Source organism: Streptomyces sp. DSM 40868 (genome assembly GCF_011820545.1).
Classification (GTDB): Bacteria; Actinomycetota; Actinomycetes; order Streptomycetales; family Streptomycetaceae; genus Streptomyces; species Streptomyces eurythermus.
This window is the reverse complement of record NZ_CP050504.1, coordinates 3,212,246-3,229,304: the sequence shown is the minus strand read 5'-3', so window position 1 is coordinate 3,229,304 and position 17,059 is coordinate 3,212,246. Positions and strand designations below refer to the sequence as shown.

Below are 17,059 nucleotides of genomic sequence, written 5' to 3'. Positions count from 1 at the left end.
CTGGCTCACGCCTTCAGGTCGTCCCGGTCGCCCATCACCACGACGGGGTGCGCCTTCGGGTCGAGCGTGCGCAGCAGGTACCGCATGTCGGACGCGGACTGGCTGACGCACGCCGAGGTCCCGCCGCCGTGGTCCACGTGCAGCCAGATGCTGCCGCCCTTGGACTGGCCCAGCGGCCGGGTCGGATCGTTGGGCGCGGTGCCCTTCACCCGGTTGTAGTCGATGGCGATGACGTAGTCGAAGTCGTGCCAGGACGACTTCTTCCAGTAGTGGGGCGCCTGGAAGGCCGCGGACCTGGTGTAGGGCAGCCTGGCGTCCGGCGCGGCGTTCACCCCGCCCGCGTCGGTCAGCGTGAACACGCCCACCGGACTGCGCTGGTCGCCCTCGTGGTGGTTCGTCGTCCAGCCGCGCCGGCCGTTGTGCCCGGACCAGGAACGCTCCTGCTTCCACACCGAACCGTGCTTGTCGAAGAGGGCGATGGTGGAATCGGGGGAGTTCCTGCCCGCGCCGTACACGACGACCACCTGACGGGAGTCCGCCGGCACGCGGTCCCACAGCCGGTCCCCGACGCCGGGGATCCGCTTCAACGGCGCCTGCCGCGGCTGGGCGTCGTCCGTCCGGGCGTGAGCGGGCGGCTTCCCGTGGTCCGAACTCCCGCACCCGGCGAGGGACATGACGGCCATCGCAGCACAGACCGCGCTCACGGCGGCACGTGTCGAACCCGATTGACGCATGGACCCCATGCTCTCAGACCGCGCCGGACCGGCGGCCGTGGCCCCACGGCGGTTCCGCGCCGAAAAAGGAATGCCTCCGCGGTGCCGGACGGTGCAGAATCGGTCACATTCGGCGACCGCGTGACCCTCCCGGTGAGCGGGCCCGCCGCTGTCCAGCCAGCGGACCCGGGCGCACCATCCACACGGCTTCGCGTAGATTGCCGGAACAGGCAGCCGGACAGCGCGCGAGGGGACGGAAGGCACCGTGGCAAGGGCAAGGCAGGCCGTGGGCGAGGCCCGCAGGATCGTCGTCAAGGTGGGTTCGTCGTCGCTGACCACCGCCGAGGGCGGCCTGGACGCCGACCGCGTGGACGCCCTCGTGGACGTCCTCGCCAAGAGCCGCAGCGGGGGCGAGCGGGAGATCGTCCTGGTCTCCTCCGGTGCCATCGCCGCCGGCCTCGCCCCGCTCGGCCTGCGCCGCCGCCCCAAGGACCTCGCCCGCCAGCAGGCCGCCGCCAGCGTCGGCCAGGGCCTGCTCGTCGCCCGCTACACCGCCTCCTTCGCCCGCTACGGCGTCCGCGTCGGCCAGATCCTGCTCACCAGCGACGACATGAGCCGCCGCGCCCACCACCGCAACGCCTCCCGCACCCTCGACGAGCTGCTCGCGATGGGCGCCTTCCCGATCGTCAACGAGAACGACACGGTCGCCACCGACGAGATCCGCTTCGGCGACAACGACCGCCTCGCCGCGCTCGTCGCCCACCTCGTCCACGCCGATCTGCTCGTCCTCCTCTCCGACGTCGACGGCGTCTACGACGGCGACCCCAGCCGGCCCGGCACCTCCCGGATAGCCGAGGTGAGGAGCCCGCGGGACCTCGCGGGCGTCGAGATCGGCAGCGCGGGCAAGGCCGGCGTCGGCACCGGCGGCATGGTCACCAAGGTGGAGGCCGCGCGGATCGCCGCCGCCGCCGGCATCCCGGTGGTGCTCACCAGCGCCGTGCACGCGGCCGAGGCCCTGGCCGGCGGTGACACCGGCACCTACTTCCACCCCACCGGCAAGCGCTCCGCCGACCGGCTGCTGTGGCTCCAGCACGCCTCCACCCCGCAGGGCGCGCTGACCCTGGACGACGGCGCGGTGGACGCGGTCGTGAACGGGCGCAAGTCGCTGCTGCCCGCCGGAATCGCCGCCGTGGAGGGCGAGTTCAGCGCCGGCGACCCCGTCGAACTGCGGGACGCGCGGGGCCGCGCGGTGGCCCGGGGACTCGTCAACTTCGACGCCAAGGAGATCCCCCTGCTGATCGGGCGTTCGACGCGTGAGCTGGCGCGTGAGCTGGGCGCCGCGTACGAACGCGAGGTCGTACACAGGGACGACCTGGTGCTCCTGCACGTGTAAGGGCTCGCAAAACCACGCGTAAAGCGGAGCCTGCGGAACGCCCCCGGTGGGGGACGTTCCGTAAAACCCCCACACGAAGCCCTGCGGCCTGCTCCACTTTGTCTCGGGAACATGTTGAAGGGAACACGTTCCGTCAAGAGGCCAAGCGAGCCATACGGCCCTGCCGGCCATGCGTGAAGGAGGCCGTCGTGAGACGAGTGCGCCCGGGGGCGGCGTCCCGCGGTGCTCTGACGAGCGTCGCGGCCGGGGACACCTACGAGGAACCCAGGGACCTGCCCAGGCTGTGGCACGTCACCCTGAGCGTCTCCGGTGAGAAGGTCCCGCTGCCGGAACTGCGGCGGGCCCTGGAACAGCTCGCCCACGACCACCCCTTCCTGCTGACCAGCAGATACGCGACCGACCACGCGGAGATCCGGTACTGGGAAGAGGCCCGCGACCTGCACGACGCCGCCGCGGTGGCGCTGCGCCTGTGGGGCGAGCACCGGCAGACCGCCGGCCTGCCCGCCTGGGAGATCGTCGGCCTGGAGGTCATCGACCGCGAGACCTACCACCACCGCATCGCCGAGGGCTACGGCCCGCCACCGGCGACACCGGTGGGCGTCCACCCGTTCTGAGCGGACGTTCCGACCCGGGGGGAGGGGTTCACCCCTTTTGGGGTGTCTCGGGGTGTGGGACGACCGCTGAACGGCGGCGCCCCGCGCACTACCCTTCCCCCATGACCACGCTCTCGCCGTACGACTCGATGTCCCCGGTCACCCAGGCCGCCTACCGGGCCAAAGCCGCCGCCGCCGACCTCGCGCCGCTCCCGCGCGCCGTGAAGGACGACGCGCTGCTCGCCATCGCCGACGCCCTGGAGGTCCGGACCGCCGAGATCGTCGAGGCCAACGCCAAGGACGTGGCCAAGGCCCGGGAGAACGGCACCAGCGAGGCCATCGTCGACCGGCTCACCCTCACCCCCGAGCGGGTCCGCGCCATCGCCTCCGACGTCCGCGACGTGGCCAAGCTGCCCGACCCGGTCGGCGAGGTCGTCCGCGGCTCCACCCTTCCCAACGGCATCGACCTGCGCCAGGTGCGCGTACCGCTCGGCGTCGTCGGCATCATCTACGAGGCCCGCCCGAACGTGACCGTCGACGCGGCGGCCCTGTGCCTGAAGTCCGGCAACGCCGTCCTGCTGCGCGGCTCCGCCTCCGCCTACGCGTCCAACACCGCCCTGGTCCGGGTGATCCGCGACGCCGTCGGCGGTGCCGGGCTCCCCGCCGACGCCGTCCAGCTCGTGCCCGGCGAGAGCCGCGACTCCGTCCGCGAGCTGATGCGCGCCCGCGGCCTGGTCGACGTCCTCATCCCGCGCGGCGGCGCCTCCCTGATCCGGACCGTGGTCAACGAGTCCACGGTCCCCGTGATCGAGACCGGCACCGGCAACTGCCACGTCTACGTCGACGCCCAGGCCGACATCGACACGGCCGTCGAGATCCTGATCAACTCCAAGGCCCAGCGGGTCAGCGTCTGCAACGCCGCCGAGACCCTCCTCGTCCACCAGGACATCGCCCCCGCGTTCCTGCCCCGCGCCCTGGACGCCCTCGCCGAGGCCGGGGTCACCGTCCACGCCGACGACCGGGTCATGGCCTACGCCAAGGACTCCAAGGTCACCGCGGTCGAGGCCACCCCCGAGGACTGGGAGACCGAGTACCTCTCCCACGACATCGCCGCCGCGGTGGTCGACTCGCTGGACAAGGCCGTCGAGCACATCCGGCTGTGGACCTCCGGCCACACCGAGGCCATCGTCACCACCTCCCAGCAGGCCGCCCGCCGCTTCACCCAGCTGGTCGACTCCACCACCGTCGCCGTGAACGCCTCCACCCGCTTCACCGACGGCGGCCAGTTCGGCTTCGGCGCCGAGATCGGCATCTCCACCCAGAAGCTGCACGCCCGCGGCCCGATGGGGCTGCCGGAGCTGACCAGCACGAAGTACATCGTCACCGGCGACGGGCACGTACGCCGCTGAGGTTCACCCGTCCGGCCGAGCGCACCCGGCCCCGGGGAACGCGGCCGGAAGGCGTCCCACCAGACAGACGAATTTCCATACCGTCTGCCCAAATTGACCCCCCAGGTCTACTCTGGATCCGTGCCGGAGGACGTGGGGGGCACGCCGTTCCCTGACGGCTGGGAGCCCGACGACGACCACGACCACGGGGTGTCGGACGAAGAGTTCGCCTCCGTGGTCTTCGACGAGGCCTTCGTACAGGCGGCCACGGTCCATGAACCGTCCGCCGTCGAACGCCTCCTGGCCGCCGCCCAGGCCAGAGCCGAGGCCACCGAGGCGGAGGCCCGCCGCGCCCACGCCCGGGGCGAGCGCCACGACGACGGTTACGGCCCCGACGGCGCCCGATTCGGCCAAGATCACGACGATGACGAGCCGGACGACGCCTACGTCCTCGGCGACGGCCTCCACGGCCCGTACGGCAAGCAGGTCCGCTGGCACCGTCCCGTCGCCTGGGTCCTGGCCGTGGTGATGGGCATCGGCATGGTCGCCCTGGCCTTCGCCGCCGTCTACCGGGGAGGCTCCTCGGGCACCCGCGACCGGGTGCCCGCGCCCGCCTCGACCGGCGTCGGCAAGGACGCCGCCTCCGCCCCCGCCGCCTCCGACGACCATCCCCGGCCGGCCGTCTCGGCCGTCCCGCACTCCCCCTGAGCGCCCTTCGAGCCCCCGTCCGCGCCTGTTGAGAACCTGTCAGAAGTTGTCGTCAGCCGGGCGTTTACCCGGGGCCCGCCGGACCTACTCTGAAGGTATGGGCGGGCCTGGCGACCCACCGGAGGGGACACCCGAGGGCGGCCCCGGCGGTGCGGAGGACGAATACCGATCCGTCGTCTTCGACGAGTCGTTCGTCCGTGCTGCCCGGCTCCAGGAGTCCTCCGCCGCGGAGCGGATGGCCGACCACGCGCCCGCCGTACGCCGCCGCCCGGCCCTGCGCCGCGGACTCACCCGGCAGGTCCTGATCCTCGCCCTGCTGATCGCCGTCGCCTTCGGCACCGCCCTCTACATGGGCGTCCGGCACCCCTACGGCTCCACGCCGGTCCGCCGGTCCGTGGAGGCCCTGCGGACGACCGTCGTCCCGCTCGCCCCGCAGGGCAGGGTGCCCGGCGCCGCCGACCCCGAGCGGCTGTTCACGCACAGCCCCGCCGCCCCCTTCGACATCGGTGCCGAGGGCATTCCGCTGCCGGCCTCGCGCCGCACCGCCCACTTCTCCGACAGCCAGGTGATGACCGCCCTCACCGCGGTCAAGGACTACATCGTCCGCTCCTCCCTCCACCCCGAGGTGCTGGCCGGCCGCGAGGTGCGCCCCGTCCGGTCCCTGGTCGACTCCGGACAGCTCGACCAGTTCGACCGGAGCGTCACCCACCCCGCCGCGGACGGGCGGCACGCGTCCACGGGCTGGATGGTCCGCATCGACCCCGCGCGGGCCCGGCTGGCCGACGACCGGATCCGCGCCTTCGGTTCCCTGCACGTCACCGAGGCCGACGCGGCGACGCTGGAGGTCTCCGCCGACCACACCTTCGTCTACGCCCTGCGCCCCACCGGCGCCGCCTCGCACGCCCCCGCGTCCCTCTTCACGGTCCGCCGCGAGCTGACGTTCCACCTGGACCGCGACGACCTGCGCACCCGCCAGGTCCAGCTGACCGCGTCGTACGTCCAGGCGGGCCCCCTCGCCTGCGCCGAGGACGCCTCGGCCTACCTGCGCCCCCTCCTGGCCGGCCAGACGGCCGGGACGGGCCGCCCCGCGGGCACCAACCCCTACGACACGGACAGCCCGGCGTCCGTCTGCGGAACGCTGGCCACGGGGGCGCAACCGAGGGCGTGAGGGGCGGGCCGTGCTCCGGACAGGCCGTCGGGGCGGAGCCGGAAGGCCCGGGGCTACGCGTCCGTGCCCGGTGTGTCCCCCGGGGCCGGCGGAGGGCTGCGGAAGCCGTCGAAGCCGCGCCGGACCCGGCCGCCCAGGTCGCCCGCGCCCCCCGCCAGGTCCGTGACCAGCTTCATCAGCGGGTCCTTGGAGCTCTTCACATCGCTCGCGTAGCCGGCCGCCGACTCGCGGAAGGAGTCGCTGACGGAGGCGTCCTTGTCCTCGCCGCGCCGCGGGTAGTGGCCGTCCATGATCCGCTGGTAGTCCCGCGACTCGGCCCACTTCTTCAGCTCGGCGGCCCGCACGGTGGTGAACGGGTGCGAGCGGGGCAGCACGTTCAGGATCTTCAGCACGGAGTCGCGCAGGTCGCCGCCGGACTCGTACTCCTCGGCCTGCTCCAGGAACGCGTCCACGTTCATCTCGTGCAGGTGGTTGCCGCCGGCTACCTTCATCAGGCCCCGCATCGAGGCCCGTACGTCCTGGCCCACCAGCAGGCCCGCCCGGTCGGCGGACAGCTCCGACTTGCGGAACCACTCGCGCAGCGCCGTGACGATCGCCGTGACCGCGAGATTGCCGAGCGGGATCCACGCGACCTTCACCGCGAGGCTGGTCAGGAACAGCAGGACCGTGCGGTACACCGAGTGCCCGGACAGCGCGTGCCCCACCTCGTGCCCGATGACCGCCCGCATCTCCTCCTCGTCGAGCAGCTCGACCAGCCCCGTGCTGAGCACGATGATCGGCTCGTCCAGGCCGACGCACATCGCGCTCGGCCGCGGATCCTGCGTGACGTACATCAGCGGGACCTTCTCCAGGTCCAGGATGTAACAGGCGTCCAGCAGCATGTCGTGCAGGTGGGAGAACTGCCGCTCGGAGACCCGTACCGAGTCGGACAGGAACAGCAGCCTCAGGCTGCGCTCCGGCAGCAGCCCGCTGAGCGCCTTGAACACGGTGTCGAACCCGCTCAGCTTGCGCAGCGCGACCAGCGCCGAACGGTCCGCCGGGTGCTCGTACGCCCGTGAGGAGATCCCCGGGAAACGCCTGCGCTGTCTGCCGGGCAGCCGCTCGTGCCCCGTCTGCTGCCGGCCGTCGTCGGACATGTCTTCCCCCATGTGCGTGTCAGTGTCCACCGCGCCCCCGAGGCGGGGCCCAGCCTAGGCGGAGATACCGTGGACGGGCAGTACACCCGAAGGAGTCCCCGCCATGGAGCACCACCCCGCAGCCGCCCGGCTGACCGAGGCCGCCACGCTCGCCGTCCAGCAGCACGGGACGGGCAACCTGCTCCGTGTCGTGCTGGTCGTGATGGTCCTCGGCTGTGCGCTGACCGCCTGGTTCCTGCTGAGCGGCTACAAGCGCAAGGACGACTGAGGCGCGCCGGAAGTTCCCTCCCGTCCGCGGCGGACGCTCTTCGCCGGGGCCGGCCGCCGGCGCCCCCGCGTCCCCAACGGCGGAGTCGGCGTGATCGCCGCACGGCCGCCCGCTTACGATGAGCCGACATCTTTATTCCGCCCACACGCGATAGGTCCTGCCGAAGATGAGCTTCCACAGCGCCGCAGCCCAGTTGGTCACCCTCGCCGCCGAGGGCGAGGAGCGCGGCGGAAACCACGAGAGCCTGAACCCGCTCGTCACCGGCGGCGGCGCCCTGATCATCCTGCTCCTGCTGCTGTGGATCACCACGCGCTTCAACCGCGACCGCTGAGCGGGGACCCCGTCCCCGGCCGGACGTTCGAGGCCGGGCCGGTAGGGTCTGCACGCATGGGAGAGCAGGACATGCCTACCGGTCCGGCGCGCAAGACGGCCGACGACACGGTGAAGCGCCCGCAGCACGGACCGGGCCACGCCCCCGCCCACACGGGCAAGCGGCGCCTGGGCGTCATGGGCGGGACATTCGACCCGATCCACCACGGGCACCTGGTGGCGGCCAGCGAGGTCGCCGCGCAGTTCCAGCTGGACGAGGTGGTCTTCGTCCCCACCGGCGAGCCGTGGCAGAAGTCGCACCGCAGGGTCTCCCCGGCCGAGGACCGCTACCTGATGACGGTCATCGCGACCGCCGAGAACCCGCAGTTCTCCGTCAGCCGCATCGACATCGACCGCGGCGGCCCCACCTACACCGTCGACACCCTGCGCGACCTGCGTGCCCTCAACCCGGACACCGACCTCTTCTTCATCACCGGTGCCGACGCCCTCGCCCAGCTGCTGACCTGGCACAACTCCGAGGAACTGTTCTCCTACGCGCACTTCATCGGCGTCACCCGCCCCGGCCACCACCTGACCGACCCGGGCCTGCCGGAAGGCGGTGTCTCGCTGGTCGAGGTGCCGGCCCTCGCCATCTCCTCCACGGACTGCCGCGCGCGAGTCGCCAAGGGCGACCCCATCTGGTACATGGTCCCGGACGGAGTCGTGCGCTACATCGACAAGCGCGAGCTGTACCGCGGCGAGTGAGCCGAGAGGGGCACCGGTGAACGACCGATACGACGCGGGTGACGCGGGCCACGGCGCCGTTCCGTACGAAGTCGTCGGCTACGACGAGTACGGCCGGCCCGTGTACCGGCAGGTACCGGCCGAGCAGGCTCCCCGGGCCCAGCAGGTCCCGCAGCCCCAGCAGGCGGCCTACGACCCCTACGCCCAGCAGCAGGGCTACGGCTACGACCCGTACGCCACCGGCCACCAGCAGCCCGCCTACGACTCCTACGCCACCCAGGAGTCGTACCCCACTCAGGACCCGTACGCCCCTCAGGACCCGTACGGGTCCCAGGCCCCGTACGACCCCTACGACCCCTACGGCACCGGCACCGGCACCGGAAGCGAGGACGCCGGCGGCTACGACCCCTACGGGCAGGCCGCGAGCGGCGGCCGGCAGCCCCGGGTCGCCGAGCAGACCGCCTACATCCCGCAGCAGGCCGGCCCCGCCGAGGACACCCCGGCCGCGCAGGACGGTCCGGCCGCGCGAGGCGGCACGACCGCCGAGGACAGCGGGCCCGGGCCGGCCGCGCCGGACTACCGCACCGAACAGTTCGCCTTCGTCGAGGAGCCGGACGGTGACTCCGAGGACGTCATCGACTGGCTGAAGTTCACCGAGAACCGCACCGAGCGCCGCGAGGAGGCCCGCCGCCGCGCCCGCGGCCGGCTCATCGCCCTGCTCGTCGTCCTCGCCGTCGTCGCGGCCGGCGGGGTCGGCTACCTCTGGTACGCCGGAAAGCTGCCCGGCCTGTCCTCCGGCGGCCCGGCCGGCACCGCCGCCCCGGTCACCGCCCAGAAACGCGATGTGCTCGTCGTCCACCTGCACAACACCGTCAAGGGCGGCACCTCCACGGCGCTGCTGGTCGACAACACCACCACCAAGCAGGGCACCACGGTCCTGCTGCCCAACTCCCTGGCCCTGACCGGCGACGACGGCTCCACCACGACGCTCGCCAAGTCCGTGGACGACGACGACACCTCCGGCACCCGCGACCAGCTCGACACCGTCCTCGGCACCAGCATCCAGGGCAGCTGGCGGCTCGACACCCCCTACCTGCAGAACCTCGTCGACCTCGTCGGCAACATCGAGATCGACACCGACACCGACGTGCCCGACCCGGACGCCAAGAAGAAGGGCGCCGCGCCACTCGTCCACAAGGGCCGGGACCAGACCCTCAGCGGCAAGATGGCCGTCGCCTACGCGACCTACCGCGCCTCCGGAGAGTCCGAGAACGCCCAGCTCCAGCGGTTCGGCCAGGTCATGCAGGGCGTGCTGCGCAAGATGTCCTCCGACCCGGCCGCCGCCACCGTCACCGTGCAGACGCTCGCGCAGATCCTCGACCCGCCGCTCACCGACAAGGACCTCGGCACCTTCCTCGCCAGGCTCGCCGACCTGGCCAAGAGCGGCGACTACAAGACCGCCCTGCTGCCCGTGAAGCCCGACGGCACGCTCAGCGCCGAGACCGGTGACAGCGTGGTGAAGGACATCCTCGGCGGCACCGCGAAGAGCCCCGACGCCGGCTCCGCGGTCCGGGTCTCCGTCCAGAACGCCACCGGTGTGAAGGACGACACGGAGAAGGCCCGCGTCGTGCTCCTCAACGGCGGCTTCACCTTCCTGGAGGGCGGCAGCGCCTCCGGCACCGAGGCCACCTCGAAGGTGACCTACGCGGACGCCGCCGACCAGGCGAAGGCCACCGAGGTCGCCAAGACCCTCGGCCTGCCCGCCGGCTCCGTGACCAAGGGCACCGTCTCCTCCGGCGCCGACGTCTCGGTGGTCCTCGGCCGCGACTACAAGCCGTCCTCGTCCTGACCCCGGGCCGCGCTCCCGGGCGGAGCGCGGCCCGCGAGCCCCCGGTGCCGCCCATAATCCCGTGGGGTGTGCCGGGCGGTCGTGAGACCCTTGATGACAAAAGACCGCCGACGGAAAGCCATGCAGTGACCGCCACAGACCGTTCCCTTGAGCTCATCAACACCGCCGCCCAGGCGGCGGCCGACAAGCTCGCCCACGACGTCATCGCCTACGACGTGAGCGACGTACTGTCGATCACGGACGCCTTCCTGCTCGCGTCCGCGCCGAACGACCGCCAGGTCAAGGCCATCGTCGACGAGATCGAGGAGCGCCTGCAGAAGGAACTCGGCGCCAAGCCGGTCCGCCGCGAGGGCGACCGCGAGGCCCGCTGGGTCCTGCTCGACTACGTCGACATCGTCGTGCACGTCCAGCACAGCGAGGAGCGGGTCTTCTACGCCCTGGAGCGGCTGTGGAAGGACTGCCCCGAGATCGAGCTGCCCGCCGACGCCAAGGCCACCCGCGGCAAGGCCGAGGAGCACGCCCGGCTCCAGGCCGCCGAGGCCGACCAGGAGCCGGGCGGGGAGTGGTGATGAGCGCCACGGGTGAGGTGACCGACCGCACGGGCCGGGGCCGCCGCATCATCCTGTGGCGACACGGCCAGACCTCCTGGAACGTCGAGCGGCGCTTCCAGGGCACCACGGACGTCGAGCTGACCGAGACGGGCCTGGGCCAGGCCCGCCGGGCCGCCCGGCTGCTCGCCTCCCTGCGGCCCGACGCGATCGTCTCGTCGGACCTGCGGCGGGCCGCGCACACGGCCGCCGAGCTGGCCGCCCTCACCGGCCTCGACGTCACCCGCGAGGAGGGGCTGCGCGAGACCTACGCGGGCGTCTGGCAGGGGCTGACGCACGACGAGATCATCGCCCGGTACGGCGAGGAGTACGCCGCCTGGAAGCGCGGGGAAGCGGTCCGCCGCGGCGGCGGCGAACTGGAGACCGAGGTCGCCGACCGCGCCGCCCCCGTCGTGCTGCGGCACGCCGAGAAGCTGCCCGAGGACGGCACCCTCGTCGTCGTCAGCCACGGCGGCACCATCCGCACCACCATCGGCCGGCTCCTCGGCCTGGAGTCCCGGCACTGGGAGAGCCTCGGCGGCCTCTCCAACTGCTGCTGGTCCGTGCTCGGCGAGGGCGCCCGCGGCTGGCGCCTGCTGGAGCACAACGCGGGCACCCTTCCGGAGCCCGTCCTCGGCGACGACGACTGACCGTCCCGGGCCCCGCGGACCCCGGATTTCACTTTCCGGCAGGTCACAGGCTAAAGTTCTTCTTGTTCGCCCCGCCGAGCGGGAAGAACACCAGGGGCTATAGCTCAGTTGGTAGAGCGCCTGCATGGCATGCAGGAGGTCAGGAGTTCAATTCTCCTTAGCTCCACTGATCGACACTCTGCCGAGTGTCAAGGATCGGTGATGAGGATCCCGTCCCCTCCGGGGGGCGGGATTTTTCGTGTTCAGCCATGGACGGCCCTCCCGCACCGGATTGAGTCGTTCGGGCCCTCGGGCCGTACACCTCCGTGGGGGCGTTCCCGGTGGCCGCCGTGTCCGGACTGGTACTGAGGCGTCGCTGACCGTGTCGGTCCGGTCGTGGCAGAATCAAACGGCCGGAAGGGGACGCGGCCCGACGGGAGGGAGTAGCGATGCCTGCGAGCATCCTCGAGGAGGTCGGCCACCTCCTCGACGCGGCGTTGATACGGGATTCGATCACCCGGCTGAGCTGCCCTTCCTGCGGTTCCGCGCATGTCGCGCAGGTGCTCGGCGACAATGGCGGGATCTCATACGTGTGCACGGCCTGCGGCCACACCTGGAGCTGATCGATGGGGGCACACCGGCGGAAGTGCGACTGGTGCGGGAGCGGTACGCCCATCGTCCGCGACATGGAGCCGATCAATCCCGCGTACCAGTACTGGTGCGAGGAGTGCGCGCGGGCGCTGATCATAAAAGGCGACCCCATCGAGACCTACCGGGAACTCGAGGGCGAGCCGATCTACGGCCGGCTCCTGGAGGAGCACTGCACGCTCAAGCGGTTCTACCAGTTCGTCACGGCTTGACGCCGGCCTCGCCGCCCCCGGGCCTCGGCAACGATGTCCGGGCCAGCGCGAGGAAGAGCGCACCGGTGACGCCGTAGCCGGCCGACAGCAGCAAGTCCGCGCCGCCCAGATGGAGTTCCGGCCGCCCGGCCCCGTGCGGCACCCACCACGGGACGTACGACCAGAAGACCAGCAGGGTGCCCAGGGCCGCCGTCCGGTGCCCGCGCGTCCACAGCAGCAGCACCAGCGGCACGCACCACACCCAGTGGTGGGTCCACGACACCGGGCTGACCAGCAGGGCGGTGACCGCGCAGGCGCACACCGCCCAGTCCCGCCGCCCCCGCGACTCCGCCCGCACCGCCACCGTCAGACCGAGGGCGGCCAGTACGGCGGCACCGGCCGCCCAGACGGCCGCCGGGTCCGGTGTGTGCAGAAGGCGGGCCAGAACGCCGCGCAGGGCCTGATTGCCGGTGTCCTCGGCCAGTCCGACCCGGCTCGCGCGCAGCACCATGCGCGTCCAGAACCGCCAGGAGTCGTACGGCAGGACGGCCGCCGCCAGCAGAGTCGCCCCGGCGAACGCGACGGCCGCCCCGCGCGCGTGCCCCAGCCACGGTGTGCCCCGCCCGCCCCGCAGCCGGTCCGCCAGGCCCGTGGCGAGCAGGAACACGACGAACAGCGCGGGCGTCAGTTTCACCGCGGCGGCCAGTCCTAGGCCCAGCCCGCTCCAGCGGTCGTGGCCGCCGGCGGGCCGGCGGGTCAGGTCCCACAGCACCAGCACGGCCAGCAGCAGATTGATCTGGCCGTAGCGCACGGTCGTCCACACCGGTTCGCACCACACGGCCGCCGCCGCGACCCACCAGACGGTCCGCACGCGCGCGTGGCCGACGAGTTTCAGCGACAGCCGTACGAAGACCACCAGCAGCGCGAGATTGCCGGCCGTCGCCAGCGTGCGCAGCAGCGCGGTGTCCGGCAGGGACAGCGGGGTGAACAGCAGGGCCGCGAACGGCGGGTAGGTGGTGGGCAGGCGGGCGGTGGTCGCGCGCAGCGCGTACAGGTCGTCACCGGCACGCACGGCGGCTCCCTCGGCCCGGTAGACCATCAGGTCGACCATCGACACGTGCGCGGCCCGCTGCGCGGCCCAGAACGCGGCGAAGGACAGCAGGCACGCGGCCAGGGCGAGCGGGACCCGACGGTGTGCGGTGAACGGGGCGATCTGGGGCATGAAAACCGACATTAGCTGCCATACCGGAGCGAAGCTGAAACTGATTTGGCGCTGCGGCCACGGGCCTGTAATGTTTACGTCGTCGCCGGGGGAACCGGGCGAAACAACAAAACAAGGGGCTATAGCTCAGTTGGTAGAGCGCCTGCATGGCATGCAGGAGGTCAGGAGTTCAATTCTCCTTAGCTCCACAGAAGTCGAAGGCGGACCATTCCAAGAATGGTCCGCCTTCGGCGTGTTGCGACGCAAGGCGCGGTGGTCGCAAGAGGCAGTGGACCGCAAAGGGGGCGGACCACCCGATCCGGTGACCCGCCCCTTGCGTGTGGTCAGCGGCCCAGCGCGCGCCGGCCGCGTCCCGGGGAGAGCACCGGCAGATTGCGCGCCGGCGCCTGCCCGCGGGTGTCCTCCTCGATGCGCAGGGCGAGCGCCGGGCAGCGGCGCACCGCGCGCAGCGCCTTCGCCTCCGCGTACCGCGGCACCTGTGCCTGGGCGACGGTCGGAAAACCGTCCGCGCCGAGTTCGAACACCTCCGGGAAGATGTCCGCGCACAGCCCGTGGCCCCGGCACAGCGTCCAGTCCACGTGGATCTTCTGGCGGCTCGCGCCGGTCTCCGCGTCGTCCGCGCCGCCCGTAGCGGCCCTGCCCCCCTCGAAGAGCGGCAGCACGCCCTCCACGGGCCGTCCGCAGCCGTTGCCGAGGACATGCGCCGCCAGGTCGTCGGTGAACGCCTTGATGGTCGACTCCAGGAACATCGCCGAACCGTCCGGGTGCGAACACGCGCCGCGCCGCTTCACGTTCCTCGCGACCTGCTTCAGCGCCTCAAGGGCCGCCGGTCCGCCGCCGCCCAGGACGTCCTCCAGCCCGCGCGCGGCGGCGGGCAGCCCGAGATAGCAGGGCCCGCACTGGCCGGCGCTCTCCTCGGCCAGCCACTGCGCCACCCGCAGCGACTCGCCCAGCGGGCACGTCCCCTGGCCGATCGGCAGGATCGCGCCCGCGCCCAGCGAACCGCCCACCGCGTCGAGCGAGTTGCGGGAGACGATCGCCTCGTCCACGGTCGCCGCGTCGATCCACTTGCCGTGGTAGCCGCCGGTCAGCACCCCCTGCGGCACCGGCGGGGCGCCCGCGAGCTGCAACACGTAGCGCAGCGGCACGCCCGTGGGCACCTCGATCACCATCGGGCGGGCGACCGCACCGGACACGGTGAGCATCACGGTGCCCGGTTCGTCGTACAGACCGGTGTGGGCGTAACGCTCCGGGCCGATGCGGGCGGCTATGGCGAGCTGCGCGAACGTCTCCGCGTTCGACAGCAGCGTGGGCGCCCCGCCGACACCGCTGCGCGAGGCGCTGACCTTGCGGCCGGGCGGGATCGCCGGGCCGCCGTCGATCGAGCGGATCAGCGAGGCGGCGGCACCGGTGACCATGCGCACCGGATTGCGCTGTACCCACGCGCGCAGCGCCGATCTGCGGCTGTTGCCCAGGCCGCGTTCGGCGAGCGCGGCCTCCATGGAACGCTGCGTGGACTCCCGGGTGACGCCGACGACGAGGGTGCGCGCGCCGAGCGCCTCGGCGCACAGCAGGGCGCCGTCCAGGATGAGGTGCGGCGCCCGGTTGATCAGCACGGTGTCCTTGCGGCAGGCCGGCTCGTCCTCGCTGCCGTTGACCACGACGACCGGCCGCACCCCGCGTCTGATCGCCGACTCGGCGACCGAGCGCAGCTTCTTGTGGAAGGGGAAGCCGGCTCCGCCGCGCCCCTTCAGGTGGATGCGTTCGGCGAGCTGGGCGAGCTGTTCGCCGCCCAGCGGGTCGAGCGGCCCGTGCACCTTCAGGTGCATCGGCAGGTCGAGCCGCTCCACAAGGTCGAAGCCCGACGTGAGCTGGGGGAGACCGACCACGCGGACCTCGGGGACGTCGGGCAGTGCCTCGTTCACTTGAAGCCTCCGGAAGGCGTGTTCCATGGTTCGCCCGAACCCGGTGCCCCGTAGGGCGAGCCGGGAAGCGGTTCGGTGGCGGGACCGCTGTCGAACGTGTCACCCGGGAGGTACGTGCCGTAGGAGCCGTTCGTCTCAGCGGTGTCGTACACGTCACGTCCGCCGTAGCCGGTGGTGCCCGGACCGCCGTAGGCCGGGAGGGTGTACCCGGTGTCCTGGAGCGGGTCGTACGCGGACGGCGGGGCCTCGCCGACCGGCGGCGGGGAGGGGACCGGCCAGCCGCCGGAGGTGCTGGAGGGGCCGTCCAGGCGCGGGAAGGCATCCGTGGGCCGGAGGGCCTGCGGCAGGTCCGCGGCGGCCGCCTGGGCGGCCGTGAAGGGCTGCGGCGGGTGGTTGGGGACGGACACCGCGCGGTAGGCCGCGGCGATGCCGGCGGCGGGCTCGGCGGCCGGGGGCCGGCGGAGCGGGGCGGCGGCCGGGGACTGGTGGAGCGGGGCGGCGGGCGCCGGCCTCGGTTCCCGGCCGCTTCGCGGGCCGGTCCGGTCCCGGCCGGCCGCCCGGGAACGGCTCGCCGCCGGCTCGTCGGGTCCGGGCCGTGCGGGCCGGTCGAACAGGGCCACCAGCCGGTCGGCGACCGCGCGCTTGACCGGGCGGGGCGCGGCGCGCAGCGCGAGGGCGCCCATCACACCGAGCAGCGACAGGCTGTAGAGGATCACGAAGACGGGTTTGGCCGCGCGACCCGCGTAGAGACCGTGGATCAGCGCCGCGCACCAGGCGGGGTAGGCCAGCATGTGCATGGCCCGCCAGCGCGCCGCGACCGGGGCCGGGGTGGCGAAGGTGCCGCGCAGGGCGCCCGTGACCCCCACGAAGATCATCAGCAGGCCGGCCAGCGAGCCCAGCCCGATCAGGCCGGCGATCCCGGTGACGCCGAGCGAGAACGGGACGACCGCGGCGATCACCTGTGTGTGGCCGAGCGCGATCTTCGTGGTGATGTGCAGCAGCAGGAACGCGATCGAGGCGACCGCGGTCGTCCGGTGCACCGCCTGGCCGATGATCCGCTGCCGGGTGTTCAGGAAGATGCGGTCCTGGGCGAACAGGCCCCAGATCACCGAGCAGCTCAGCGAGACGAGGGACAGCACTCCCGCGCCGAAGTTCAGGAACTCGCGGAACCGCACGCCTCCGACCAGCACGGACACGGGGATGAGCAACAAGGCGACGGCGGACGCCACCCCATAGGCCGAGCGGCCCGGTATGGGGGGCGAGCTGGTACGACGACGAGGGTTCATGGGGGCGACTCCGAGCAGTTTCGGGAAAGCGGTCCCGCTGCCGCACTCTAAGTGGCGCCATACCGATCAGTACGGGGTTTGGGTTATTGCGCTTGTTATCGACGGACAATCTGATCGGAGTGGCGTCCCATAGGAGAGGTACGCGAAGTAATCGCTGACCTTTGTTCCGTACCGGCGGGCTTCGTGGACATGTCCCTCAGGGATACGGAAGCGCGTCGCGGCTTGCTCAAGGGCTGCGGTACCCTAGCGCCATGCGTGCCGTACGCCTTCTGCTTAGCGGGCCGCGCTGATCAGTACCGACC

Annotated in this window: 18 protein-coding genes and 2 tRNA genes; 15 read left to right on the top strand and 5 right to left on the bottom strand. The window is 72.3% G+C overall.

The genetic code is table 11. The features are described 5' to 3' along the window. Nucleotides 1–5: 5 nt before the first annotated feature. On the bottom strand, nucleotides 6–674 hold the full coding sequence (locus tag HB370_RS14550) for a hypothetical protein (RefSeq protein ID WP_208974396.1): 669 nt from the start codon (nucleotides 672–674) through the stop codon (nucleotides 6–8). A gap of 325 nt (nucleotides 675–999) precedes the next feature. Between HB370_RS14550 and proB the strand changes: the two genes are divergently transcribed. From proB to HB370_RS14525, 5 genes are all read left to right on the top strand, one after another. After that, nucleotides 1,000–2,106 carry a glutamate 5-kinase gene (gene proB, locus HB370_RS14545; RefSeq protein WP_030777316.1) on the top strand — a complete coding sequence of 369 codons (1,107 nt, stop codon included), beginning with the start codon at nucleotides 1,000–1,002 and terminating at the stop codon, nucleotides 2,104–2,106. A 188-nt stretch (nucleotides 2,107–2,294) separates the two neighbouring features. Continuing rightward, nucleotides 2,295–2,720, top strand: coding sequence for a hypothetical protein (locus HB370_RS14540; RefSeq protein ID WP_030777314.1), 426 nt, complete (start codon nucleotides 2,295–2,297; stop codon nucleotides 2,718–2,720). A gap of 101 nt (nucleotides 2,721–2,821) precedes the next feature. Next, entirely contained in the window at nucleotides 2,822–4,108 is a 1,287-nt protein-coding gene (locus HB370_RS14535; RefSeq protein ID WP_030777312.1) for a glutamate-5-semialdehyde dehydrogenase, read from the top strand. Nucleotides 4,109–4,201: 93 nt separating this feature from the next. Continuing rightward, on the top strand, nucleotides 4,202–4,795 hold the full coding sequence (locus tag HB370_RS14530; protein ID WP_208974395.1) for a hypothetical protein: 594 nt from the start codon (nucleotides 4,202–4,204) through the stop codon (nucleotides 4,793–4,795). 97 nt (nucleotides 4,796–4,892) lie between these two features. Beyond that, nucleotides 4,893–5,963, top strand: coding sequence for a hypothetical protein (locus tag HB370_RS14525; protein ID WP_030777308.1), 1,071 nt, complete (start codon nucleotides 4,893–4,895; stop codon nucleotides 5,961–5,963). Between the two features lie 53 nt (nucleotides 5,964–6,016). On the opposite strand, the gene HB370_RS14520 is transcribed toward HB370_RS14525, so the two are convergent. Further along, nucleotides 6,017–7,099 (bottom strand): M48 family metallopeptidase, encoded by a 1,083-nt coding sequence (locus HB370_RS14520; protein WP_030777306.1) that lies wholly within the window; start codon nucleotides 7,097–7,099, stop codon nucleotides 6,017–6,019. Nucleotides 7,100–7,202: 103 nt separating this feature from the next. Between HB370_RS14520 and HB370_RS14515 the strand changes: the two genes are divergently transcribed. The 9 genes from HB370_RS14515 (at nucleotide 7,203) to HB370_RS14475 (ending at nucleotide 12,345) form a co-directional block, all read left to right on the top strand. Continuing rightward, entirely contained in the window at nucleotides 7,203–7,367 is a 165-nt protein-coding gene (locus HB370_RS14515) for a hypothetical protein (protein WP_030777303.1), read from the top strand. A gap of 166 nt (nucleotides 7,368–7,533) precedes the next feature. Further along, nucleotides 7,534–7,698, top strand: coding sequence for a hypothetical protein (locus HB370_RS14510; RefSeq protein WP_030777300.1), 165 nt, complete (start codon nucleotides 7,534–7,536; stop codon nucleotides 7,696–7,698). Between the two features lie 56 nt (nucleotides 7,699–7,754). Continuing rightward, a complete protein-coding gene (gene nadD, locus HB370_RS14505; RefSeq protein ID WP_030777298.1) occupies nucleotides 7,755–8,441 on the top strand; it encodes a nicotinate-nucleotide adenylyltransferase in 687 nt (228 codons plus the stop codon). Nucleotides 8,442–8,457: 16 nt separating this feature from the next. After that, a complete protein-coding gene (locus tag HB370_RS14500) occupies nucleotides 8,458–10,269 on the top strand; it encodes an LCP family protein (protein ID WP_030777297.1) in 1,812 nt (603 codons plus the stop codon). 125 nt (nucleotides 10,270–10,394) lie between these two features. Beyond that, nucleotides 10,395–10,838, top strand: coding sequence for a ribosome silencing factor (rsfS, locus tag HB370_RS14495; protein WP_030777295.1), 444 nt, complete (start codon nucleotides 10,395–10,397; stop codon nucleotides 10,836–10,838). Further along, nucleotides 10,838–11,506 (top strand): histidine phosphatase family protein, encoded by a 669-nt coding sequence (locus tag HB370_RS14490; protein WP_030777294.1) that lies wholly within the window; start codon nucleotides 10,838–10,840, stop codon nucleotides 11,504–11,506. The genes rsfS and HB370_RS14490 overlap by 1 nt, the downstream gene beginning before the upstream one ends. A gap of 93 nt (nucleotides 11,507–11,599) precedes the next feature. Then, nucleotides 11,600–11,672, top strand: a tRNA-Ala gene (locus HB370_RS14485). Nucleotides 11,673–11,934: 262 nt separating this feature from the next. Then, on the top strand, nucleotides 11,935–12,108 hold the full coding sequence (locus HB370_RS14480) for a hypothetical protein (RefSeq protein WP_106980580.1): 174 nt from the start codon (nucleotides 11,935–11,937) through the stop codon (nucleotides 12,106–12,108). A 3-nt stretch (nucleotides 12,109–12,111) separates the two neighbouring features. Then, nucleotides 12,112–12,345, top strand: coding sequence for a hypothetical protein (locus tag HB370_RS14475; RefSeq protein WP_030605004.1), 234 nt, complete (start codon nucleotides 12,112–12,114; stop codon nucleotides 12,343–12,345). Here the strand turns inward: HB370_RS14475 and HB370_RS14470 are convergent. Then, complete coding sequence (locus HB370_RS14470) at nucleotides 12,335–13,546, bottom strand: glycosyltransferase 87 family protein (RefSeq protein ID WP_078637364.1); 1,212 nt, start codon at nucleotides 13,544–13,546, stop codon at nucleotides 12,335–12,337. The two genes, HB370_RS14475 and HB370_RS14470, sit on opposite strands and share 11 nt — an antisense overlap. Before the next feature lie 115 nt (nucleotides 13,547–13,661). Between HB370_RS14470 and HB370_RS14465 the strand changes: the two genes are divergently transcribed. Continuing rightward, a tRNA-Ala gene (locus HB370_RS14465) sits at nucleotides 13,662–13,734 on the top strand. A gap of 135 nt (nucleotides 13,735–13,869) precedes the next feature. Here the strand turns inward: HB370_RS14465 and HB370_RS14460 are convergent. Next, nucleotides 13,870–15,471, bottom strand: a complete 1,602-nt coding sequence (locus HB370_RS14460) for an NADH-quinone oxidoreductase subunit NuoF family protein (protein WP_030777291.1) — start codon at nucleotides 15,469–15,471, stop codon at nucleotides 13,870–13,872. Beyond that, nucleotides 15,468–16,757, bottom strand: a complete 1,290-nt coding sequence (locus HB370_RS14455; RefSeq protein ID WP_208974394.1) for a cytochrome b/b6 domain-containing protein — start codon at nucleotides 16,755–16,757, stop codon at nucleotides 15,468–15,470. Before HB370_RS14455 ends, HB370_RS14460 begins: the two co-directional genes overlap by 4 nt. Between the last annotated feature and the right edge of the window lie 302 nt (nucleotides 16,758–17,059).